Annotated in this window: 19 protein-coding genes; 6 read left to right on the forward strand and 13 right to left on the reverse strand. The window is 48.6% G+C overall.

Annotated features, from left to right (window positions below; all coding sequences use genetic code 11):
• Positions 1-95: 95 nt before the first annotated feature.
• Positions 96-464, forward strand: coding sequence for a hypothetical protein (locus G8759_RS04285; protein ID WP_167205543.1), 369 nt, complete (start codon positions 96-98; stop codon positions 462-464).
• Positions 465-537: 73 nt separating this feature from the next.
• Here the strand turns inward: G8759_RS04285 and G8759_RS04290 are convergent, their stop codons facing one another.
• From G8759_RS04290 to G8759_RS04305, 4 genes are all read right to left on the reverse strand, one after another.
• A complete protein-coding gene (locus tag G8759_RS04290; RefSeq protein ID WP_167205544.1) occupies positions 538-882 on the reverse strand; it encodes a hypothetical protein in 345 nt (114 codons plus the stop codon).
• An 8-nt stretch (positions 883-890) separates the two neighbouring features.
• Complete coding sequence (locus G8759_RS04295; RefSeq protein WP_167205546.1) at positions 891-1,241, reverse strand: hypothetical protein; 351 nt, start codon at positions 1,239-1,241, stop codon at positions 891-893.
• 22 nt (positions 1,242-1,263) lie between these two features.
• On the reverse strand, positions 1,264-1,614 hold the full coding sequence (locus tag G8759_RS04300; RefSeq protein WP_167205548.1) for a DUF6686 family protein: 351 nt from the start codon (positions 1,612-1,614) through the stop codon (positions 1,264-1,266).
• A gap of 459 nt (positions 1,615-2,073) precedes the next feature.
• Positions 2,074-4,227 (reverse strand): M3 family metallopeptidase, encoded by a 2,154-nt coding sequence (locus G8759_RS04305; RefSeq protein ID WP_167205550.1) that lies wholly within the window; start codon positions 4,225-4,227, stop codon positions 2,074-2,076.
• A 404-nt stretch (positions 4,228-4,631) separates the two neighbouring features.
• On the opposite strand from G8759_RS04305, the gene G8759_RS04310 reads away from it, so the two are divergent.
• Positions 4,632-5,138: a hypothetical protein gene (locus G8759_RS04310; RefSeq protein ID WP_167205552.1), complete on the forward strand. Its 507-nt coding sequence runs from the start codon at positions 4,632-4,634 to the stop codon at positions 5,136-5,138.
• Between the two features lie 318 nt (positions 5,139-5,456).
• Here the strand turns inward: G8759_RS04310 and G8759_RS04315 are convergent, their stop codons facing one another.
• The gene (locus G8759_RS04315; RefSeq protein WP_167205554.1) at positions 5,457-5,819 is read right to left on the reverse strand and encodes a VOC family protein; all 363 of its coding nucleotides are present in this window, start codon (positions 5,817-5,819) and stop codon (positions 5,457-5,459) included.
• A 119-nt stretch (positions 5,820-5,938) separates the two neighbouring features.
• Positions 5,939-6,910 carry an MBL fold metallo-hydrolase gene (locus G8759_RS04320; protein WP_167205556.1) on the reverse strand — a complete coding sequence of 324 codons (972 nt, stop codon included), beginning with the start codon at positions 6,908-6,910 and terminating at the stop codon, positions 5,939-5,941.
• Between the two features lie 382 nt (positions 6,911-7,292).
• On the opposite strand from G8759_RS04320, the gene G8759_RS04325 reads away from it, so the two are divergent.
• Together G8759_RS04325 and G8759_RS04330 are read left to right on the forward strand one after the other, a co-directional pair.
• Positions 7,293-8,075, forward strand: coding sequence for a phytanoyl-CoA dioxygenase family protein (locus G8759_RS04325; protein WP_167205558.1), 783 nt, complete (start codon positions 7,293-7,295; stop codon positions 8,073-8,075).
• A 327-nt stretch (positions 8,076-8,402) separates the two neighbouring features.
• Positions 8,403-10,019: a tetratricopeptide repeat protein gene (locus G8759_RS04330; RefSeq protein WP_232074127.1), complete on the forward strand. Its 1,617-nt coding sequence runs from the start codon at positions 8,403-8,405 to the stop codon at positions 10,017-10,019.
• A gap of 94 nt (positions 10,020-10,113) precedes the next feature.
• On the opposite strand, the gene G8759_RS04335 is transcribed toward G8759_RS04330, so the two are convergent.
• Positions 10,114-11,091, reverse strand: a complete 978-nt coding sequence (locus G8759_RS04335; protein ID WP_167205562.1) for an OmpA family protein — start codon at positions 11,089-11,091, stop codon at positions 10,114-10,116.
• A gap of 1,130 nt (positions 11,092-12,221) precedes the next feature.
• Entirely contained in the window at positions 12,222-13,727 is a 1,506-nt protein-coding gene (locus tag G8759_RS04340) for a helix-turn-helix domain-containing protein (RefSeq protein WP_167205564.1), read from the reverse strand.
• Between the two features lie 149 nt (positions 13,728-13,876).
• Here G8759_RS04340 and pckA point away from each other — a divergent pair, with 149 nt between their 5' ends.
• Both pckA and fbp read left to right on the forward strand, forming a co-directional pair.
• The gene (gene pckA, locus G8759_RS04345) at positions 13,877-15,484 is read left to right on the forward strand and encodes a phosphoenolpyruvate carboxykinase (ATP) (RefSeq protein ID WP_167205566.1); all 1,608 of its coding nucleotides are present in this window, start codon (positions 13,877-13,879) and stop codon (positions 15,482-15,484) included.
• The gene (gene fbp, locus G8759_RS04350) at positions 15,481-16,512 is read left to right on the forward strand and encodes a class 1 fructose-bisphosphatase (protein WP_167205568.1); all 1,032 of its coding nucleotides are present in this window, start codon (positions 15,481-15,483) and stop codon (positions 16,510-16,512) included. The genes pckA and fbp overlap by 4 nt, the downstream gene beginning before the upstream one ends.
• Before the next feature lie 51 nt (positions 16,513-16,563).
• Here fbp and G8759_RS04355 read toward each other — a convergent pair whose 3' ends face one another.
• Genes G8759_RS04355 through G8759_RS04375 form a run of 5 tightly spaced genes read right to left on the reverse strand, consistent with a single transcriptional unit; the run spans position 16,564 to position 24,485 of the window.
• A complete protein-coding gene (locus G8759_RS04355; RefSeq protein WP_167205570.1) occupies positions 16,564-17,844 on the reverse strand; it encodes an MFS transporter in 1,281 nt (426 codons plus the stop codon).
• A 4-nt stretch (positions 17,845-17,848) separates the two neighbouring features.
• Entirely contained in the window at positions 17,849-18,748 is a 900-nt protein-coding gene (locus G8759_RS04360; RefSeq protein ID WP_167205572.1) for a DMT family transporter, read from the reverse strand.
• A complete protein-coding gene (locus tag G8759_RS04365; protein ID WP_197933089.1) occupies positions 18,735-19,892 on the reverse strand; it encodes a 4-oxalomesaconate tautomerase in 1,158 nt (385 codons plus the stop codon). The genes G8759_RS04360 and G8759_RS04365 overlap by 14 nt, the downstream gene beginning before the upstream one ends.
• On the reverse strand, positions 19,889-21,436 hold the full coding sequence (gene tcuA, locus G8759_RS04370) for an FAD-dependent tricarballylate dehydrogenase TcuA (protein ID WP_167205574.1): 1,548 nt from the start codon (positions 21,434-21,436) through the stop codon (positions 19,889-19,891). The genes G8759_RS04365 and tcuA overlap by 4 nt, the downstream gene beginning before the upstream one ends.
• Positions 21,437-21,482: 46 nt before the next feature.
• Entirely contained in the window at positions 21,483-24,485 is a 3,003-nt protein-coding gene (locus tag G8759_RS04375; protein WP_167205576.1) for a TonB-dependent receptor, read from the reverse strand.
• Positions 24,486-24,578 lie beyond the last annotated feature (93 nt).

Raw genomic sequence — 24,578 nt, forward strand, 5'->3', positions numbered from 1 at the left:
GGTTTATTGACTTATGCCAAAGCCCATGGCTTCATGGCTACCAATTGAGGACCAAGAAAATCGTTATATTTGTTTCTCGTGTAAGCGCATAAGCAATGCCGATCAGTCAGCCCCTTGATATTGAACAGGCCAGAAACCTACTCCTTTTCCTATCGATTGATGGAGCAGTGGGCGTGACTTACACTGAGCAAGTGTATTATGCCCAATTTACCAAAGCGTTAAAAGACATTCGGGCGGCAACGCTTGATTTGCAACAATCGGCAGAAATCATAGTCGCAGTTATCAACCAGGGGTGTAAACTGGCCAAATCAACCGAATGGATTAACCGGGAACTGCTCTTTGAGGCCCAGGCTGTATGTCTCAACATGCGTAATGAGTTAATGCTATCGGCTGTCCGGCACGCTCATGGTAGTGATATAGCGTTGGACTTGTATAATGAACGCTTAAGTCGTTATGACTTTTGATCAGCAGAAGTTGCTTAACGGCAAGAAGTAAGCAATGCATCTTCATTATATGTCAGCATATACTAACAGAAACTCAGCTAGCTTGCGTAAAGCCGTTTTCAGCCAGAAATTCGTTCAATTCGATCAAGGTTAACGAGCCGGATAACAGATCGGCCAGGTCCAGGACCTCGTCGGGGTAGAATTGGAATGCCTGACCGTCCATACCTGGAGGGCAGAGCCAAATGGAGACCGCTGGCGACGAGGTTTGTGAATGCTCGATGCCTGCTGCCAGCCGGGCAATTTTTCGGTCAAACTGCCGTAGCATCTCTGTTTCCAGCGCGCATTGGATCTCCCCAAAATACAGCCTGAACTGGCCTTCGTAGGGACAGTAATGCACGCACCCGTAACAACTGGCATAGAGTGGTTCGTTAGTGGGCATGCAACTTGTTAGTTTAGAGGGAGCTGTTTCTGCGTGAACAGATTCATATCCAGGCGCAAACAGGCCAGATTTAATCCTCGAAGGAGTCGATGCCGATCGTTTGCATTCAGGTGTAACCCAACGGCCTGAAAACCTACCTGTGCCGTTGTATCACGCACATCGAGCAGGTTCACTACATAATGGGGTGCTGTTGGTAAACCCGCCAGTCGGGTAACCAGCGCATGCAAATCGGTTAGTGTAAGGGCCAATGCCACACCCTGGAAATAAAGCTCAATTTCTCCGCAGCACCTGCACTGAGCCAGTAGTAAACCAGGTTCATCGACTAAGATACGGTGAGAAGATTGTGAGTCAGCGATCATGGACTTTGGGATTTTTGACGGCTCAGTTCAGGCGGCTCAGTTCCAGAATGCGTTCGGCCTCCAGTATAGGAGCTGCCTCGGTTAGAAGCGAACAGAGATTAGCCAAATCTGCTTCCGAAAACAGCAGGAAGTAGTTTGGCACTGGGGTTGCCAAAATCAACTTCTTACCATGAGTGGTGCAAAAGGGACGCATGGTCAGCCGGTCAGCGATCAGTTTGGTAAAGGCGCCAATCTGATCGAGTGTAAGGCAAAACAGCGAATTCTGAAACGCAACGTTGATCGTGCGGCAACCTTCACACATTCCTACGTACCCAAATTCGTTCTCGGCAAAAGTTCTAAACGATCCGCCGTCGTGGTGATGGTTGTGATTCATAACAAAAGCGACTAATCAGGAAGTTTTGATTTGAGCGGTTTTGTGCCTAAGCGGACGACCTGACCAAACAAGGGTCAGTCGCCACCAAACAACGGTACATACCCATAGAGCTTTGATCAAAAACCTGGTAGATTCAGGGCATCGAAAAACTAGAGGTTATGGCACAAACGTATTTCTTATTTATAATTATTCCAAATAATCGCCATTATTATTTAGATTGAATATAAATAGATTTCGTAAATCCTGTTTGGATAAGATTGAGTTTCAACCTGGAGGGTGAATCAAAAGCCAGTTCTCTGAATCACTTTCCTAATGATGTCCTGGTCAGTTTTATATAACTCAGGCCAGGGATTCATCATAAATTACCTCTCGTTTAATGCCCTGATTCTTATTGTTCTAAACGACAACGGGAGGCCTGAAAGGCCTCCCGTTGTGCAATGATTAATACTCCTCCCTAGATTATACGTCCTTCATTAACCCACGTCGGCGAAGCAGGGGCTTAATATCAGGTTCACCACCCCGGAATTTGCGGTATAGTGTCATCGGGTCCTCGGTGCCGCCCCGTTCGAGAATGTTTTTACGAAACGATTGGGCTGACTTGGCATCAAACAACCCCTTTTGTTTGAACACCTCGAAGGCATCGGCATCGAGCACCGCCGACCAGATGTAACTGTAATAACCCGCTGAATAGCCACCCGAGAAAATGTGCTGAAAGTAGGTGCTCCGATAGCGCGGAGGAATCTGATCGATCAGGCCAATCTTATCCATTGCCTGTTTCTCGAAGGCTACTACATCCGATGGAGCCTGACCAGGCTTAAGCGTATGGTAGGCCATATCGAGCAGCGAAGCAGCCAAATACTCACTGGTTTCAAAGCCCTGATTGAACAGACTGCTCCGTTTGATCTTGTCGACGAGCGCATCAGGAATGACAGCGCCCGTTTGGTAATGTTTGGCAAATAGTTTCAGCATTTCGGGTTCAACGGCCCAGTTTTCCATAATCTGCGACGGTAGTTCTACAAAATCACGGGGCACCGATGTACCTGACTGGCTGCCATAATGAACATTTGACAGCAACCCGTGCAGAGCGTGGCCAAACTCGTGGAAGAAAGTACTGGTTTCGTTTAAGGTCAGCAGCGCGGGCGCATTGCCACTCGGTTTGGAAAAATTGCAGACTATGGAAACAACCGGTGTTATTTTCTTGCCATTTTCGACTTCCTGCCGCCGATAGCTGGTCATCCAGGCACCACCGCGTTTGCTGGCTCTTGGGTAAAAATCCATATAGATCAACCCCAGAGGCCGTCCATCGGCCTCTTTAACCTCATATGCCATGGCATCTGGGTGATACACCGGCACGTCGGTACGACGCTCGAAGAGCAGGCCATAGAGCCGGTTGGTCAGCATGAAAATACCCTCCCGCACACTTTCCAGAGAGAAGTAAGGGCGTAATTCCTGCTCGTCGAGGGCGAACTTTTCTTTACGTAGTTTCTCGGCATAATAGCGCCAGTCCCAACTGGCCAGTTTCTCGCCTTTGTCCTGGCCAGTAACCGCTTCTTTGTTCATCATCGCCTGCAGGTCGGCGGCTTCCTGCCTGGCAACAGGGACGGTTGCCGACCAAAGTTGATTCAACAATTGAGCCACCTTCTCCGGGGTTTGGGCCATGCTTTCTTCCAGGACATAAGCGGCATGGTTGTCGTAACCCAGCAACTGGGCTTTTTCTGCCCGTAGAGCCACCATGTTTGCCATGATCGCCTTGTTGTCATGCTCGTCATTGTGATTGCCCCGTTCGAGGTAGGCCCGGAAAATTTTCTCCCGCAGGCTTCGGTTGTCAGCGTATTGCAAAAACGGCATAATGCTCGGATTTTGCAGGGTGAACACCCACTGCGGAGCCGACTTGCTGTCTGCCAGATTTCGTTTCCTGGCTTCCTCAGCGGCTGCGGCTACGACTGAAGCGGGCAAACCACTCAGATCTTCAGCTTTGTCGATGACCAGCGTATAGGCATTATTTTCAGCCAGCAGATTCTGGCCAAACTTCAGTGTCAGTACAGACAGTTCGCCGTTAATTTGCCGCAGGCGATCCTGTTTATCAAGGGTCAATGCCGCACCATTCCGCACAAAGTTCTTATACATCTTTTCGAGCAACCGCAGTTGATCACCCGACAGCTTGAGTTTGCTACGATCTTCATAAACGGTTTTCACTCGCTTAAATAACACCGGATTGAGCATTACATCGTCGCTGTGTTTGGCTAGTTTGGGAGCTACCGTCTGGGCAATTTTCTGTAATTGATCATTGGTATTTGCCCCATTGAGATTACCCAAAACAATATTGACCCGACGGAGTAAATCACCACTGGTTTCCACCGCTTCGATGGTGTTGGCAAAGGTTGGGGCCGTTGTCTGTTTGGTGATGGTTGCCATTTCGGCTGTTTGCTGCCGGATACCCTCCTCGATCGCTGGCTCAAAATGCTCAGGCTTAATCTGATCGAAGGGCGGAACACCAAACGGCGTATTATAGGGGGTAAAGAACGGATTCGTCGCGGAATCGACCAGATCGACGTCAGGTGCAAAGGCTGTCATCAGGATAGTCAGCGCTAATAGAGTTAGTCCAAATTTCATTTGACTGAGAGGGTTGTCACTATTCAAGAGATATTCTGTAAAAATAACATACCCCTTTCACAAGGTTATCAATTATATCCATATCATCCAGGTTTTAATATGCCGAAAGCAGCTTTAGAACACGATTCTCGCGTATTTCAAACTACTACTCATTCTGGCCCTGTTGCACTAACTCCTTGTATTTACCTTTCTAAGCTATACTTATAAGGGCACATTTTAGTCTGAGATTATATAGATAGCTTATAAATCACCTTGCAGCGTTTTACAACAGCTTCAACACATAGACAGTAAATCAGGAAGTAGTCAAGTACGTTAAATACTGTTAATTTCTTCTAATTATGGTTACTTATAGCATACTTTAGTGTCAACAATAGCATTATATCTACTTCTTAAGTTAACTGATTATGAGGCAAATTTTAATCCTTCTTTACGTGTGCTTACCCTTAATTGGGCAAGCTCAAAAGGCCGATAAAAAAAGCTCCTTTAGATCACGCAATACTATTTACTTAGAAGGCTTAGGGTCAGGCGGTTTTTACTCAATAAATTACGAGCGACTTTTGCTCTTGAAAGAAAAACAGGCTTATGGATTTCGGGTGGGCACCTCCTATTTTGGACACAGCCCTGGCAATCTAATCCTGATCGGTGAGTTGTTTACTTTAGTTGGAAAAGGCAATCATCATGGTGATTTTGGTATTGGGCTAACGGGAGTTACCAGGAATAATATTGAATCTGCCCCCTTTGGTTTAAGGAAAAACTTGTTGTTAGCTGTCCCTCGTCTAAGTTATCGGTACCAAAAACCAACTGGCGGTCTACTGTTACGAGCTGGTTATACGCCTATTATTGAATTGAATAGGCATATTACCAATCCATTTGGACCCTGGTTCGGTCTTGCTATAGGATATGGTTTCTAAACTGATTAGCATGTCAAAAGCATCGCTACTACTCGACTCACTGAACGACCCGTTTACTGTTGCAGCAGCCACAGCACTTATGCAACAGTTATACTAAATTTATTGACCATGAAGTTTTTCCTTCTATTGCCCCTATTGATAGCAATAATGTGTCGCTCATTCGGGCAAAAAAGCATATCTACTGTCGTAACGAGAATATGAAAGCAAGGAGTGGTTAATCCCTGCATTTTTTGTCGTACCGAATAGCTATTCACGCTTCTAAAACGCCTGTTGCTACGGGAAGATAGATGGGTACCAACTGAAGTCGTGACACACATTCTACCATTGTTGAATAATTAAACCAAGTTGCTTATCGATTAAAGCGAATTCTTTCGCTCCCCAGGGGGGAAGTGTAATTTTATTTAAATTGGGATGGAGAAACTCAAGATAAGTAGATGCTATCTTTTGGTAGGCCGCTTCGATATCATCGGTTACTAATCTAAATTCAGGATTATGTTCCTGAGCTAACTTCGCATTTTCAAAAAGACTAATACGTAACCCATTTTTTTCAATCACACAAAATGGCTTGGCGGTGCCTAATTCATTATGTTCGATCGTAAATTCAAGGCAATTGACGAATAATTTTAAATCATCGTTAATATCCTTGTAAAACACATTCGGAACTATTTTGGTGAATTTCATAACCGCTAGCTTTTGTTTTAATCACGACTCGAAGTCAAAGCGCGAAGATTATTGAGGTAAGGTGCTTGCGGGCTTTTTCTATATAAAACGTAGGATTATTAACTAATTATTCAACGTACCTATTCGCGTTTTGCTCGGGACTTAATATGGCTTTGCGCCATTCGATACACCTGTGCAATGAACTTTTCCTGACTTGTCCCAGAAAGGTTTGGGTCTAGTTTATCCTTAGTTTCTTTTATGATTTGTGCCAATGGTTTTCCTTTTCTGTATAAGATCATTACCTGATCGCGAATGAAAGCTAGTAAGTTTCGATAGACAAGTAATTCTTTTTTGGAACACAGTGGACCATGTCCGGGAATAAACCGGGTATTATCGTCTGCACGAGCTAGTAGCGTATCAACGGCTTCAATCATGCTAAAAATATTCCCACCTGCGTCTTCATCAATCACGGGTAGGCCGTAGGTGACGAAAATATCACCAGTATGATAGATATCTGCTCGTTTAAAATGGACTACTGCATCGCCATCGGTGTGGGCATTTTTGAAGTACAACAACTCAATGGTTTCATTGCCTTCATGAAATTCAGCCTTATCGGTAAAGGTTATGGTAGGAAGTGCCTGAGCGGGATAGGGCTGTTGAACTTCGTATACGTGACCACGAATCACTTGTTTAGCCATCATGCGAAGCCGGGTGTTGGCATGGGCGACAATCGGAATCTTTTCAGCACCAAAAGCAATATTGCCGTTGGTATGGTCGAAATGGTAATGGGTATTAATAATTGCCTTAATGGGTTTAGACGTAATGGTCTGTAGAAGTTGCTTAATCCTGTTGGCAAGTACAGACCACTGATTATCGATCAGATATACTCCGTTATCGCCCACAAATACCCCAGTATTACCGGCAATTCCATTGGGCGAGATAATGTAAATGTTCTCATGGATCTTGATTAGCTTTTCTGGGATACTGCCCATTGACAAGGCCAATGTGTCAATATACTGAGTGTTCTCTTTGGGTTCTCCTGCGTCCTTAACCTGCGCTCCTGCTGGCAACGTAAGAACTAACAGACAGTATAAAGCACGTAAACCTTTCATCTGGTTTGTGTTTTTATAAAATTTGATGAATAGATAAACCGGCCTATTCTTAAGATCGCATTCCTACAGGTAAGAGTATATGAAGGTAGTTAAGCAGGTAAGCATGAGTCTACGTGCATTAGTTAGCAATAAAACAGTTACACCTTTATGGCTAAATCAACTACGGTACTGAATGCCAATAAAATAAATCTGCCATGCTCACTACAAACTATTTAGCGAACGGCAATCTTAATGGTATCAGAACTTTCGCTTCAAGCCGTGACACTGCAACTGCGGACGACGGTGGTTAACCATGACGCTCTAAAATAACAGGGCCCGCCGTGCAGTGGCACACCGCTGACGACCCTGAGCGAAATTCCTAATTTCATTTAGCTACAAAGCCATGCTGGAAGGTTTGACTAAACAACAAATTGAACAATTTATTCGTGATGGATTTGTTCGCATCGATAACGCATTTTCTGAAGAGAATGCGCAGGAAGTGAGAGACATCCTTTGGCAGGATTTGCCCTGTGATCATAATAACCCTGATACCTGGACAAAACCCGTAATACGACTTGGCATGTACGGCCAGGAGCCTTTTGTTCGGGCGGCTAATACGGACGTGCTTCATCGCGCATTTGACCAGTTAGTCGGCTTCGGAAAGTGGATTACCTGTAAAAATATGGGGACGTTTCCTGTCCGTTTTCCGTCAAACGAGGAGCCCGATGATACGGGCTGGCATGTAGATGCCAGTTTTCCGGGGGCTGATCCTGCCAACTATTTAGAATGGCGAATTAATGTGCGGTCAAAAGGTCGTGCTTTACTCATGTTGTTTCTGTTTTCGGATAGTACGGAAGACGATGCCCCCACCCGAATCCGTACAGGGTCGCATCTGGATGTTGCCCGATTACTGGCAGAAACAGGAGAAACAGGGCTTTCTTTTATGGAGCTTGCCGGTAAACTGGCGCAATTACCTCGACGAAATGAAACAATGGCCATCGGAAAAGCTGGTACGGTTTATCTGTGTCATCCTTTTCTGGCTCACGCGGCTCAGGCTCACCGGGGTAAAGAACCAAGATTCTTAGCACAGCCACCCTTATTGCTCCGCAATGAGTTGACGATTTCAGGCTCAGAAGTAGGCTACACGCCTGTAGAAGAAGCTATACGTATTGGTCTGGGAAATTAATTGATTCATAAGTGACTGATTTTAAGGTCAAAATAAGTTACTTATCTTTTTTGGTATTAGTAAATAGTATAGCGTATATAAGTCAGATTAATCTAAAAAAGCGTATAAATGGCTTCCACTTAATAAAAGTCTTAACACATTCTTAAGACCAGTATGTACCTTACATAGTGGAAATTTAAGGCCATAACATGTTGCGGCCAGCACTGCTTAGTAAGTCTATATTCATAAAATCAGGCTAGTATGAAGCGTCGAAAAACCGTCCAGATAACTTTAGTCGCTGTCCTTTTATCGACCTTATTTGTCTTTAATTCAGCGCATAGACCAGTTTTGGAAAGTAATACTGGTATAGTGCTTTGCGGATCTGGGTCCGATGGTGTCGTCAATCCGATGGAAAACGGCAAGTTCGTGGTTCCACTACCGGGTTGGGGAAACTATTCCTACAAGATTTCGACGACTACCGATAGTGCGCAGTTCTATTTTGATCAGGGCCTGACGATGTATTACAGCTACCATATGAAGGAAGCCATGGCTTCGTTTAAAGAAGTTGCCCGTCAGGATCCCAATTGTCCAATGGCGTGGTGGGGGCAGGCATTGGCGGGAGGACCTTACTATAATGCGGCCCATACTTACACCGTTCCGCCAGGTATGACCACTATTCTGACACGCATGAACGAACTCGCCAATCGCGCCAGTCCGAAAGAGAAAAGGCTGATTCAGGTGATGAATGCCCGCTATTCGTCTGATCCGGCCGATGCTAACCGGAAAGAACTCAATCAGGCTTATGCGTCCGCAACCAAACAACTAGTAGCTGAATTTGACGATCCGGATATTAAAATGCTCTATGTAGATGCCATCATGTTGATACATGCCTGGGATTTTTGGACAAGCGATGGTAAACCTAAAGCCTGGACTCAGGAAGTAGTAGACATCAGTGAGAATGTGCTTAAAAAATACCCGGATCATCCGGCGGCTTTACATTATCATATCCACCTTACCGAAGCATCTAAAAATCCACAGGTGGCCCTGGCCAATGCCGATAAACTCAAAACCCAGCTTCCGGGGGTTGCGCATATGGTCCACATGGCGAGCCATGAATACCAGCGGAATGGGCTTTTCGCTGAAGGAGTGATTGTCAATGACAAAGCAGATGTGAATTTGTTAAAGTATGATTCACTGGCAGCAAATCTCGGCCTGGTGAAACATTCACCGCATTATTTTGCAGTACAAACCTATTGTGCCTTGAGCGGGGGGATGTACGAAACTGGCCTAAGGGATGCCCTGCGGTGTCGCAAATCAGTCTCTCCTGTCGCCGGAAATACTTACGATCAGTATCTGTATATGCTGCCATCGCTAACGCTGGTCAGACTGGGTAAATGGAATGAGATTTTAGCGTCGGAGAAGCCAGCTGCAGACTGGGGGTATGCAACTCTGCTCGATCATTTCTCCCGGGGAATGGCTCTGGTGGGTATCGGGAAAATCGCTGAAGCCCAACAAGAGCAGCAACTTCTTGTGGAAGGATTAAAAGATCCAATTCTTGAAAAGCGACGTATTCCTTTCAATGCCCCGCTTCCTGTAGCCCAAATTGCTAATCATATTCTGGAAGCCTCCATACTTTTTGCCGACAAAAAATATGAGCAGGCTGTAATAAGCCTGAATAAAGCGATTAGCCTGGAAGATCAACTAATCTACACGGAACCTAGTGACTGGCCCATGCCAGCCAGACAATTTTTGGGTGCTTACTGGCTTGGCATGAAAAAAGCCAGCGAAGCTGAAGAAGTATACCGTCAGGATCTGGTTCATCATCCCGGTAATGGCTGGTCTTTAGTAGGTCTTCATAAAGCCCTTAGCCTTCAGGGTAAACGAGCTGAACTGCCACAAATTGAAGCCAGTTACCGATCAGCCTTTTCGAAAGCTGAGCATATTCCCACTTCGTCTGTTTACTGAGCCGTTTCTACGCTTTTTGCACTTATTGCTAGCAGCTATCAGGCAATTGCAGGGTAAAAGATACGGCTGGTTTCTAAGTCAGCCTTTGATTGAATTACCTGGGAGAAAGCTGGATAACCGCACGTCTGCTGATTGTTTTTACAGCCTCCGATGCTTCAGGCAAGGCCTTTGTATCGGGTCCTTCCCAGTTGGCCTTAATCTGGTTTGTGGGCACACCACGCTCTTTTAAATAGTTCTCGACTGCTTTTGCCCGGTATTCCGCTAGAATCAGATTTAATTCGCGTTTCCCTACATTGTCCGTGTAACCAGTCACAGTTGCTACCAGGTTTGGCTGCTTTACCAATAGATGCGCTAGCGAATCCAACGCTACTTTCACTCCGGGCCGTAGTGTGTGACTGCTTTGGTCAAAATACAGAATATTAATGCTTAAAGCGAGTTTCTGCGCGGTGTATCTGGGCGCGGCCTCATTTAATGTACTTACTTCAGAAGGCTTAATGACCTGAACTGCCTTAAACGTAACCCCCGGCCTGACGGTCATTTTCTCGCTGAGAAGTAAACGATTCTCGATCGTTGATACAGTGGCTGTATAGTCATCGGGTGCAATCAGAAACGACCGGCTTATGGGATATTTATAGGCAATAGTCGCCTGCAAATGACTCGATGGTTTAGTCAGACTGGTTAAACGATACTTTATCGTCAGGCTATCAGGCATAGAAAAAAAGAGAGCCAGCAGGCTGCCTTTGTCGGGAGGTATCGGTTGGGAATTCTGCCTGGCCATTGCTGTTAAACTCCCAATAGTAAACCGAGCATCTGGCGGGATGTTAGCTGTAAAATGGACGGGTATGGTCACCGTTTGATACCCTCTCATTTCAATACGTAAGTGAGTGGCCGAGGTAGACAGTAAAACATCAAAATCACCTGATGGCTGGCATTCTGCTAGTTTCGAGCGTCCTTGCTGAGTCACTGCAAATAGACTGGCTTTCAGACCCAGCGCCGTATTATAATCATGGCAACGTCCGAAAACGTGATAAGAAGCTGTTGCTGATTTGGCCCGTTCTTGAGCCGAAGCCATGATACATGTGCAGGTGATGAGACCCAGGACGCACCAGAGCGATCTCGATATTGCCTTTAGAGTTAATGCGGGAAAGAGCACCGTTAATCGAATAGCTACATTAAAAACAGGCATACAAATCTATACTTCAGGAAGATCAGCAAAATCTGGAGAATAACAATCAACGGGCAAATCAGTAGCCAAACCTAATTAGGCTGTTATGAAATCCTAAAATGCGTTGAGTGAGTCGCCATTATAAAACCTATTTCGGGATCAGAATTTAGCACATATATAGTCTGCGAAATGTGAACTGTTGGGGGCCGGTAGTTGATCCTATAAAAGAGAATATAGTATCTACTTTGTAATTTCTGAAAAAATATAAAGCAATCAAGATTTTTGCAATTGTCTAACTTCTAGAGATATGCGAACTGATAAAAGTATGGCAGTTATTAGATTTAACTAAATTAATAGTTAACTTGGCCGGGCCTAACCAATTATGCGAAATGACCTTATCAAACATACTTAAGGGTTCAGTGAGCTTAAGTGCAATTCTGGTCTTACTAGTTGTCACTTTTACCAATGATCAGTTTAAATTTCAGTACGTCATATTTACTGAAATCTTAACGTTGATTATCGTTTTATTAAACTTGTTTAGAAATATATTTCGGCGAATAACTAGAGACTCTTTTATGCTATCATTCATTTTACTTTTTATATTATCGTTATATGTACTTGCAAGATCGCCTATAACTAGTGTTCCAAAATTACTCCGGGATTTGTCTATTTGCTCTCTTATGCTTTTATCTTACTCTGTAATAAGCTATTTATTTATTTTAATAAAAGAAGATTTTAATCAATCGGAAGAGAAAAAAATATTTTTCGCATCGACTTTAATTGCGGGGGTTTCTGTGCTTGTTATGTACTCTTTGTATTATCTGTTCAAAATACCATTTTAGAGCAGATCGTATCAATAAGAATAATAAATTATGGTCTTGTTCAGGCGCACGAAAAGTTGAAATGGAACAGGATAATGTACATAAAACCTTGTTGTCACTTCAGGCCAAATCCCGAGAAATTAACAAAGCCTTGCATAAGATGAATCCCACCATTATTAGCACTCTCCGTCACGGCCCGTTCCATTTGAGAATAACTCATTTGCCAGGCGATGCCGACACCGCCCGGAGTTGCTCGATGGTTGCCTGAATAGTCTTCGTTCGTTGCTGGTGTGCCAGAACAGTCGGGGGGGCGGCCCGCACGGTACAGTCAGCGATAGGGCAACGCTCACAAGTCTCGCCTACCTGAACGGTTGGCAACTTCGGGTCACCGATAAAGGGGATCTTCTCGAGCAGCGTTTCGTCGATGGGAAAGCCAATGTTAATGCTGCTATTATCAGGGGTGGGGGGCGACGATTTGGCAATCGAAAAGACAAAATACGTCGTGTTGTTGGTCACGAATGAAATGCGCTGCGCCCGGCAAATAGGTTGCCCATCCCACTGCCCCGATTCCTGAAGCTGACGAAGTTCGTTCAGAATCGTCACCGACATCTGTCTGCGGCAATAATGTTCGTCGCGGGCAATGCCATGAGGGGTATGTAGCTTACTTAAGTGCAATTCCTTGGCCATAATAAACCGGCCATTGAGTAACTGATTGAAGCGCAGAAAAAACAAATTATTTAACCCGAAATCACCCGATAGCAGATTGGTAACCCGTAGCAGAAACATCTCCGGTGTCACTGTAAACTGAGCCAGCATCTGTAGCATTCGTTCGTTGTCCCAATCGGGTTGCTGCACCATTATTCTTAGTTTGTCGAGTAGCTGCTGCCGGGGAATCAGAATGCAGCGGGCGAAGTAAGACGCCTGGAAGTTATGCAGCACTTCATCAAACGATCTGGCTTCCAGTACAGATGATTCGAGCGGCCGGATGGTTAGCCCGAGCCAGTGATAACCTACTTCCCGCGACAGCGTAAAGACTTGTTGTTCAGTGGATAACTCCCTGTTTACAAGCAGCTTTTGTTGTTCTGGCAGGTAGACCGATCGAAGCGACATCAGAGCAGGCTGTGTGGTTTCGTCGTAAAACTCGACGGTACAGCCATAGACCTCATTCAGAACCCGAATTAGCCAGCTGGCATACTGGCCGGGCAATTCGGGCAGTGGATAATCGGTCAGGAAGGTGTCGGCCTGCTTTTCGAGTTCCTCGAAATAGTTATTGTGCATGGCCTGGTACGTCCGTAGGGCCGAAAAATAAAACTGCTCGACGCTCAGATCGTAATTTCGCCCAATTTCGATCAGTGTATTGATAAATGCGCTCAACTTGGCCGGGGCACTGGCCATCACTTCCAGAAAGTAGCCTGGCTCAATACCAAACAGATCCAATGGTAATTCGGTCAGAATGTTGGAGTTAAGTAGTTCAACAACCGGCTCCAGCGACTTACTGACCTGAAGTGATACAAGGGTATCATAACTGCTATTGAGCGCTTTGGCTAAAGCAAATATCTTCTCGGTCTTCGGGTACTTTTTCCCTTTTTCGATTTCGTTCAGGTACGATGGTGATAAACCTGTTCGGTCGGCCAGGTCATAGGTCGATAAGCCCAGATCATTGCGTAGTTGCTTGATTTTCAGGCCAAAAATGAGTCTTACTTTCTCCCGGTCAGTTGTCATATCGCAAAAATAGCTATTAACAGAGAATACGTTCAGAAATCAATCATTTGTAGCGATTAAAAATAATTTAGCGAACATTCGCTTTTTTTGTAATGATCGCTAATTATATTTGTCGAGCAAACGATTTATTCACCGAAACTCCAGCTTCTATGGTCGCTAAAGTTGTTCGTCGTCCCCAGTCAATGCACACGTTGCCCAACGATAAGGCCCTGAAATTTCTGGGTGTGCAGACGAGTAAAGAAGTTCATTTTCAACTTTCGCCAACTGAACTGGTTGAGTACGCGCTACGTCGGGGTGAGGGCATGCTGACTAACACCGGCGCGCTGATGTGCACTACGGGGCGCTATACGGGCCGGTCACCTAAAGACCGGTATATTGTGCGCGATAGCCTGACCGATACGAAGGTTGACTGGGGAAAGGTGAATATTCCGTTCGACGAAAAACGATTCGATCAGCTTCACCGCCGTATGCGCCATTATGTGGAATATCATCCTGTTTTTGTGCGCTACGCACTGGCCGGTGCTGATCCGGCGCACCAATTGAAACTGTGTATACTGACCACGTCGGCCTGGCATAATCTGTTTTGTACCAATATGTTTCTGCGACCCGCAGATGACGAACTGGTCGATTTTGAACCTGACTTTACGATACTGGCAATTCCTGACTTTCTGGCGATTCCGGATGAAGACCAGACCCGTGGCGGCAATTTTGCCATCCTGAATCTATCCAAACGGGTTATTCTGATTGGTGGTACGGGCTACGCGGGCGAAATCAAGAAAGGTGTTTTCTCGGCACTTAACTTCCTGCTGCCACATAAGAACATACTGCCTATGCACTGCTCAGCCAATGTCGATCTGGGCGATCCAACCGACGTAGCCTTATTTTTTGGGCTGTCAGGTACGGGTAAAACCACACTGTCGGCTGATCCCGAACGTGGCCTGATCGGCGATGATGAACATGGCTGGAGCGATGCGGGTATCTTCAATTTCGAAGGGGGCTGTTACGCTAAAGTCGTTGATCTGACCCGGGAACAGGAGCCGCAGATTTTCGATGCTATCCGTTACGGATCGATTGTGGAAAACACGCGTACGCTCCGCAACTCGCGCGTCGTCGACTACACCGATACAACACTGACGCAGAACACGCGCACGTCGTACCCGATTTCCTTCATCGACAATGCCGTTGAGCCGTCGGTAGGGACGCATCCCCGGAATATTTTCTTTCTGACCTGCGATGCCTTTGGCGTGCTTCCGCCTATTTCCCGATTGACACCCGAACAGGCGATGGATTATTTCATACTGGGCTACACGGCGAAAGTGGCGGGTACCGAAATGGGCGTTACCGAACCAGAAGCTACGTTCTCGGCTTGTTTCGGCGCTGCCTTTATGCCTCTGCATGTGAGTCAGTACGCTCAAATGCTGGGTGATAAAATCCGTCGGCACAATGTGAATGTGTGGCTTGTCAATACCGGCTGGACAGGCGGTGGTTTTGGCATAGGACAGCGTATGGAACTGGCTCACACCCGCGCCCTGATCCGGGCCGCGCTGGCTGGTAGGCTGATGGCCAGCCCCTTTGCAAAACATCCGGTATTCGGCCTGTCCATGCCGACAACCTGCCCGGGCGTACCAGCGAAAATTCTGGACCCACGCCAGACCTGGACCGACCCAGTGGCTTATGATGCGAAAGCTGACTATTTGAATAATCTGTTTACCGAAAAACGAGAATCCATAACCAACCCTACGTCAGCTACTGTATGATTACCTTTGTAGATACGGTTGTACCCATAACGGCGCAATCTACCCAACCGGATCTGGCTCTTCCGGTTGGCACCACCCTGGATCGCTTCATCCTGAGTGAACAGAGTGCATTTCCGTTTGCTACGGGAGAACTGTCGCAGTTGTTGCGTGACATTGCGTTGGCCAGCAAGATTATTAACCGTGAAATTAATCGGGCGGGATTAATCGATGTGACGGGTGCCACCGGAACGGATAACGTGCAGGGCGAATCGCAGCAAAAACTCGACGTTATTGCTAACATTCGGTTTATTCGTGCACTCAAGAATGGTGGCGAAGTCTGCGCCATTATCTCGGAAGAAGAAGATGATATAATTCTGACGGGCAACCCCAATGGTAAATACGTCGTAGCCATCGATCCGCTGGATGGATCCTCCAATATCGACGTTAACGTTTCTATTGGGACGATTTTCTCCATTTACCGTCGAGTGTCGCCCGTCGGCTCCGTACCTACACTTGCCGACTTGCTCCAAGGTGGTCGGCAGCAGGTGGCGGCCGGGTACGTACTATACGGTTCATCGACCATCCTGGTGTTTACGACCGGGCAGGGTGTCAACGGCTTTACACTCGATCAGTCGCTGGGCGAATATATTCTTTCTCACACTGATATAAAGCAGCCCCGGACAGGTTCGATTTTTTCGTGCAACGAAGGGAACGTAGCGGAATACCCGGATAAGATCCAGACGTATTTGAATACCTGCAGACAACGCCGGATGACAGGTCGCTACATTGGCTCGCTGGTGGCCGATTTTCACCGAAATCTAATTAAAGGCGGTATTTACCTTTATCCGTCTACGCGTAAATCACCGGGAGGGAAACTCAGGCTGCTGTACGAATGCTTCCCAATGGCGTTCATTGCCGAACAGGCTGGTGGAAAAGCAACCGACGGCAGGCAGGCTATTCTCGACATTACCCCCACAGATTTGCACCAGCGATTGGTGCTGTATGTAGGTTCGCCTGATCTGATCGACGAGTTGCTTACGACAATATAAGCGAAGACAGACCTGAGTTTCAGGTCTGTCTTCGCTTATGATAGTGCGACATCAGGCAACAATTTCTTTCGGCTTTACGGACAGTTCTGGTTCGTCGCGGAGTTGCTGGCTGGCGTCGATCCTGAACCATAGCAGACCGCCCACTATAACGATGCCGCCGATCAGCCGAACCGGAATTTCGTAGCTCCCTGTGGTGTGTAGGATGAAGCCGAAGGCAGTAGCCATAATGGCCGATCCCAACTGTCCGGCCAGGCCCATCGTACCCGACACTGCCCCGGCATGTTGCCCACCAATGTCGGTCGCGGCCGACCACGACACGGGCAGCGTGAAGTCTTTAAAGGCAAGTCCCAACCCCAACAGTACAATAGCGATGCTACTATCTTTGGTGAGTGAACCGGCAATCATGCAGATGCCCGCCATGACTAGCCCAAACATACCCACGTAGCGACGACCAAAGGTTAGTCCCCGTTTTTTTGTGAAATAATCGGAGGCAAATCCACCGGCCAGACAGCCGAATATCCCTAATATGAACGGAAGCGATACCATCCATCCCAACTGCGATTTGGGAATACCCCGCCCGTTCTGCAAATATTTGGGCATCCACGACATGTAGAAATAAGCTCCGTAGAGCAGGCAATGATACATACCCATCAGCGCCCAGATGCTGGAGTTACCGAATACCATTTTCCAGGAAAGTAGCTTGTGTGATACGGCCTTTACGGTGCGACTGGCTTCGATTTCGATAATTTCGTCGGGAGTGATCCCCTTGATGTCGCGAGGTTCGTCGCGGAACCACCAGAACCAGTAAGCCGCCCAGAGCAGCCCCAACCCGCCAAACAGGTAAAACACGCCCCGCCAGCCAAAACTTTCGGCTAACTGGATCGACATAATAGGTGCCATTGCTCCACCCATTCGGCTACCCATCCAGACAATCGACTGCATACGGCCCCGTTCGATCGACGGGAACCATCGGGCAATGGCTACCGATACGGTCGGAAACGCACCTGCTTCGCCTGCCCCGAACAAAAACCGAACGATCAACAGGAAGTAAAAGCCAGTAGCAAGACCTGTCAACAGCGTAAAAGCCGACCACCAGAGTACAATGCGGAAAAGGGTCTTACGGGGTCCCACCCGGTCGACCAGCAAGCCGGTTGGAATTTCAAAAGCTCCGTAGGCCAGCGAAAACGCCGACATAACTATGCCCCACTGCTGGTCAGACAGGCCAAGTTCGCGCGTGATATCGTCGCCTACTGACGAAATGGAATTGCGGTCGAGGTAGGTGATAATCGCAAAAACGACGAATACAAGAATGAGTTGATAGCGTTTTTTCATGATATTAGAGGTCGAGCTGTTTTGCGTTGTCAGCAGGCCGGGCCCGTCGGCGAAACGACAATAGCTGGCCGGTAAAAATCAAAACCATACCCAGAATACTTTGCCAGGAATAGTGCTCATCGAACGCAACGTACCCAACGATAATGGCGAAAAAGACTTCAGAATAGCGGATAATGGCTAGAAAGCTAATGTCTTCGGTAGGTGCCTGGATGGATTTGGTCATGAAGTTCTGGGCCCAGAACCCCACTATACCAATCAGCAGCAGCCAGCCTATATCGGCCAGCGTTGGCGTGTGCCAGTCAGTCAACGCGCCTACTCCACCCAGCATGGCTGAAATAGCCATAAAGTAGTGCAGAATGACCAGTGGATGATCGTCGTCGCCGATATGCCGGATGATAATGGCCAATAATCCACCCGACACCGCCGACAGCAGCCCAATGCCCATGTCGAACACGCTGATGCGTGGGTTGAACCCTTTTAGAAGCAACACTCCCGAAAACGTAATGGCGTAGAACAACCACTGCCGATTCGACACTCGTTCGCCGAGAAATACCACCGCGAAGGCAGCAGTGGCGATTGGTGACAGGTATTTGAACGCTACCGCCGATCCAAACGGAATGTGAGTGAGAATGTAGAAAAATGAAAACATCGAGATTGACCCCACCAGCCCCCGAAAAACCAGCATAGACTGATTTTTACCCACTAGCGATACCCCGGTATAGCGCAGGCAGGCCACGCTCATCAACCAGCCGATCATTGACCGAAAAAAGATGTGCTGGGCACTGTTGAACTGAGGCAACAGCTTAATCAGCGACTGCATAATGGTGAAGCAGAGCGTGCTCAGAACCATATACTGAATGGATCGGCTGATTCCATTCAGACAGGGTGGGTTAGTAGAAGACATATCCCTGCATTAATTTGCGGGCTGTTCGCATCGTACCGACCTTCCGAACCTGAATCTGATCGCCCTGTCTGTCGAGTTCAATGTTGACTTCGATCACGCCCGCTGGATGCTCGATTACGACAAGTTCGGTCGGTTTGCCGTTTTCGCGGCCAACTTCACTGGCTACGGTGCCTTTGATCTTCAAGGCCGTACCGATACAGATAGCCCCTGTAACCGCGTGGCTGGGGTGCAAGCTATGTGGAGTCAGATATCGTGACCGGATATTGGCTGCTTCAGTCTGGGGTGTCGAGAGAATACCAATCTTGGGTAGTACACTGTTCGATACGTCACCCAGCCCCGCCAGCCGACCAGCTTCCCGGCGGATGCGTTCCAGCCGTTCCATCAATGCCCGGTTCGTTTTAAAAAAAGTTTCGTCTTCGCCCCCCGTTAGGCCAATGGCATCGGCCCGTAGCAGCACCATCACCGTGCCCGCGTCCAGAATCGACACGTCCAGGCTGTCGATTCGGTCTTTGAGGTGGCCAGTGGGAAGAAGTTTCTTTGTTTTGCTACCGACCTGATCAAACAGGTTCATGAGGATGGGGGCCGCCGTTCCCGGCACACCGTCGATCCGGGCCGTACCGTTATACTGCACCCGACCGTTGGGAGTCTGCACGATCTCCTCAATGACAGAATTCGTGTTGATATTGTAGATCATCACCTTCGTTTCGGGATTGGTGACCTTTACCCAGCCCTTCTCGATGGCAAACGGACCAACGCCCGCCATCATGTTACCACAAGGTGGGAGGGTATCGACGAGTGGATTTTCCAGATCGATCTGAGCGAACAGGTAATCGACGTCGATGCCGGGGCGAGTCGACGGCTGGGCCATTACGACCTTACTCGTTACGGTTTCTGCTCCACCCAGTCCGTCAATTTGCCGGGCGTCAGGCGACCCCATGATCCGCAGTAGAATCGCGTCGCGCTCGGCGCGGTTGCGTGGCAGATCGCGTAGGTCCAGGAACGGGCCACGCGATGTGCCTCCACGCATAAACACGCATGGAATGGCGTTGGCGGGTGGTGCAATCGCTTGGCACTGGGCCAGCATTGGGTATATACCGGCGTTCCAGTACAGAAGTCCAATCAGGAGTGCGGTAAGGCGTTTCATGAGTTTAGCGAAGATGGTTTCTGAAGGCTGTATTGTGCTGCCGACTTGCCCGCGTACCGCCCGAAAACTGCACCAGAAGTCAGGCCGGAGCCGCCAGGGTACCCGTGGAAGAAAACGCCCCCCACAAGTTCGCCACAGGCAAACAGTCCTGGGATCGGTTCATCAGTAGCGTTTAGCACTTCGCCGTTTCGATTTACGGCCAGGCCACCGTACGTGAAGGTAATACCGCATGTAACGGGATAGGCTTTGAACGGCGGAGTGGTAAGCGGATTAGCCCAGTTGGTTTTTTCGGGAGAAAGGCCCTGGGTTCGTTTTCCATCTTTTCGGGTGGGATCGAACGGTATGTGATGACTGATTTCAGTGGCCCGATTATACGCGTCAACGGTCCTCAAGGCAGTAGCCTGATCGATGCCGTCGAGTTTCCCGATCAGGTCGCTCAGGGTATCGGCTTCCACTACGCTTGCGAACCGGAATCGATAGTCAGCGTAGAGATATGGTTCGACACTGGCGTCGAAAAGCTGCCAGGCTACGTTTCCTGGCTGCTCGATGATTGCTTTACCGAACTGGGCATAGGTGTAGTTTCGCATATCCAACCCTTCATCGACGAACCGCTCTCCGAGCGCGTTGAGCATCAATCCGTACAGGTATGATATTTTTCGGTAGTGCTTGCGTTCGTTGTGCGGCAGGTCGGTGTTGCCATAGTCGGGCATGTTCTTATCCATCGGCACGGCATGGCATCCGCCAAAATTGCCTCGCAGAGCCGCCCCCAGTTTAGTGGCCAGTTCGAGACCCTTACCCGTGTTGTGGCGCGTGCCCCGCACCTTGGCGTCGGTCCAGGCATCGCCAAGAAACTGCGTTCGTAGTTCTTTACTGGCTTCAAATCCCCCGCAGCCCAGCACCACTGTCCGGCACGGAATCCAGAGAGGTATTCCGGAGCGCAGGCATCGCACGCCCCCCATTTTTCCATTCTGCATCACGACTTCTTCCGCGGAGCAATTGTACAGGATCGTTCCCCCCAATCGTTCAAACTCCGCCCGTTCGGCTCGTACCAGCCCGTCGCCTTCACCTTCTACGTCAAGGGCCAACCCGCCCCAGAACGTATGCCGCCCGTCTTTCAGAAAACTCTGCCGGGCATAGCTTGGGTCGAAACGAATATTATGACTCGATAGCCACTGCATGACGCTCAGGCTTTCATCGACCAGAAACTGCTGGGTTTCGGTGGGTGGTTCGCCCTGGTTAAAATACTGGAGGTCGGCTAGGAACTGCTCTTTCGGGTAGCTGCCGAAATCAGTATTTGCCAACCGATCGTCGGTCAGATCGCGGATCAGGGGCTTCAGATCCTCGTAAGAATCGAAGGCGAAGCGCATAGCTCCGGCTGTGTAGCGGCTATTGCCTCCCCACTCCAGGGCATCGGCCTTTTCGACCATCAACACATGAGCACCGTTTTCGAGGGCCGAAATGCCTGCGCACATGGCCGCACTTCCGCTCCCGATAATTAATACGTCGACACCTGGCAATTCGCCCTGGTTAGGTATAATCGTCATCAGATAGATAGGTAGAGGCCCCGGCAAATCGGGCCGGGGTCTGGTATCAAAATGCGTAATTAACGGTCAGATTCAGAAACCGTCCCTGCATACCGAATTGATTGGTCCGTCGTGAGAATACCACTTCGTTAGCCGTTTGAGGTACCTGAAGCAGGCTAGGGTAGACGTCGAAAATATTATTAGCCATGCCGATGATCGACAGCTTCCGGGTAGGCCGGAACGTTACTGATGCATCAAACAGAGTCTTGGCCCCAAACACCTGATAAGTCGGTGCATTAATATCGGTGGGTTTCTGGGCCAGTGTCGCCAGTGGGTCCGATACCTGCCCAAATCGTGACCCGCGCAGCATCAGCCCGATTTTACCGAAGTCATAGGAAAGGGTTCCAATAAACTTGCCTTTGGGCAGCCCTTCGGTGATATACAGCGTTGCTACCTGATCGGCTACCTCGACGCCTGTCGAGGTTTTGCGCGTTGCCCGCAATGTTGTATTCATTGACGAGTAGGCCAGATTTATACCCAGTTTACTCTTCACTCCCAAAAGCCGATTGTAAGTCGTGACCAGCTCAAAACCACGGGTACGCGTGTCGATGGCGTTGACGAATACATTGGCCGATTGCGGGAAACCAGCGGCTACGAACTGCGTAATTTTTGAGACATTGATATTGCCTGAGAGCATGATGCGGTTATTAACGTCGATCTGATACAGGTCAGCTGTAAGGGTAAAATGCTGGCCGATTTTCGAAGTGATCCCCGCCGAATAATCCCACGAGATTTCCTGCTTCAGCCCGTCGACACCCAACTTTTGCGCCAGAACCGACGAAGCTGGAATAATGGGATTGATGATCGAATTGTTGTTGTTATCGAACGAGATATTAATGTAGTTACTGTAGTAAGTCTGCGTCATGGACGGCGCTCGAAACCCCCGGCTGAACGAGGCTCGAACAGCAAATGGTTCAGCGATCTTGTAGCGGGAGTTGAGTTTGTACGACAGGTTGGAGCCGAAGTCGCTGTAGTTTTCAAACCGTACGGCGGCTCCTACCAATAGTTTCCGGGTCAGATCGCTCTCTCCTTCGACATACACCCCAACATTGGTGCGCCCCCACTGACCGGCTGCCCGGTCGCTGAAGCCTTCCCGCCCCGACGACCCTACATCTTTGGTTTGTCGGAGTGGACCAGCTTCGTAGGAAGACGGATCGCCAGAGCGCAACCGGTAGGTTTCGTAGCGTATTTCCGTACCCGCACCGAGGTTGAAGTTCGGATAACTTCCCTGGCGGAAAGTACGGGCAATATCGGCATTGAACAGGGATTGTGTTATGCGGGTTTGCCCAACGTAGAACGACGTCGGCGACTGATCGCCCAAACTGGGATTTACCGTATTATTGGCATACCAGTCGACCTGGTTCATGCTTTGTGAGAGGCTGAAATCGCTATTCCAGTTTCCCGGTTTCCCTTTTATTCCAGCCGTCAGCGAGTAATCCAGCAGATTGGCTGGTGCTTCCGGGTTGTAGCCGTTCGGAAAGATAGACAGCACCGATCGGCGAGTGTTTGACGGAGCCCTGGTAAACACACCCGTTACGACGTGCTTGTGCGTGTAACCGCCAAAGCCGTAGAGTTGCCAGTTGTTGTTGAGCGGCAGGCCCGCGTTGATGAACAACCCATAGGTGGTATTGCGGGCCGATCCCAGCACGGCCTGTTTCAGGTCGATGTTGTTCTGTTTGACAAGCAGTGCATCCTGTACGGGGTCTGCGACAAAGAAGCCGCTTGATGCTTTGTATGAACCCGATCGATCGTAGCCATCCGTGTGCGAGTAGGTAAGCGTGGTGTTAACAAAGCCGCGTCGGGCCAGTTTTAGTCCAAAATTAGCGTTCAGGTTATACGTGGCCCCGTCGGTGATAAGCGCAGGTGGCGTATGTCTGGTCACGTCCAGATTCGGTTTGGAATAGCCGATTCCCGTGAATACATTGACCGAACCTCCTTCGGCGGCATCGTTGAGTTCGAGGTTGATAACCCCCGCAATGGCATCGGAGCCGTATTGAGCAGCCGCTCCGTCGCGCAGTACCTCGACCCGTTTTAGTGATAAAGCTGGCACGGCGTTAATGTCCGTTCCCACTTGTCCTTTTCCGACACCATCATTGATGCTCAGAAACGATACTTTGTGCCGACGCTTATTATTAACCAGCACCAGCACCTGATCGGGGCCCAGGCCACGCAACGTAGCTGGATCGACAAAAGGGGCCGCATCATTGATCCCGAACTTAACGGCGTTGAACGAGGGAGCTGCGAACGTAATAGCCTGCCCCAGATCGACTTGTCCTGACGTTTGAAGTTCTTTGGCGTTTATAACGTCAATAGCCACGGGCCTGTCGACATCCGTACGGGGTTGGGCAAACCGCGATCCTACCACAACGACTTCCGACAGGCTGGCTTCCGACTGTTTCATCCCAATGGTGAGCGGAGTAAAGCTTTCGATGACCAGCTCCCGGCTACTATAGCCGATGTACGAGAAGATTAGCGTTTCGCCCATGTTGGCGTCGATGCTAAAAAGGCCCTCGGGACTAGTGACCGTACCACGTTGGGTTCCTTTGATCACTATGCTGACGCCCGGCATGGCTTCGCCCCGCTCGTCCAATACTTTTCCAGTCATAGTTTCCATACTGGCGAGCCGAGGTGCGTTTGGGTGTGCGCCGGTCGAACGGTTCAGGATAATTTTGTTGCCGCTCACTTCGTAGCTCAGTTGCAGGGGTTGTAGTAACTGATTCAGTACGTTTGATAGAGGTTCCTGTCGAATACTGAATGTCACCAGCCGATTGCTCTGAATCAGCCGGGAACTGAAGACAAACTTTACCTGCGCAAGCGTTTCAAGCTGGGCCAGCACACGTTCGAGCTGCTGATTGTAGCATTGAAGCGTTACGGTTCGGTCAAGTACTTCCTGGGCTCTGATTTCGGTAGCGTAGGTCAGTCCGGAAAATAGTAGAGTGACGAGTAACGGGGCGCAACTCAATTTCATGAGTTTGAGCAACAGTGAATGCCGGGTAATGAAAAAATGCATAGATTTAAGGGGGTTTAGTATTGGCAATAAAAACCTGACGCCCATCGGGAGATGAGTAAAAACCCCCTTAACTGCGCTGGAAACGGGTTTAGG

The organism is Spirosoma aureum, from assembly GCF_011604685.1.
Lineage (GTDB): Bacteria > Bacteroidota > Bacteroidia > Cytophagales > Spirosomataceae > Spirosoma > Spirosoma aureum.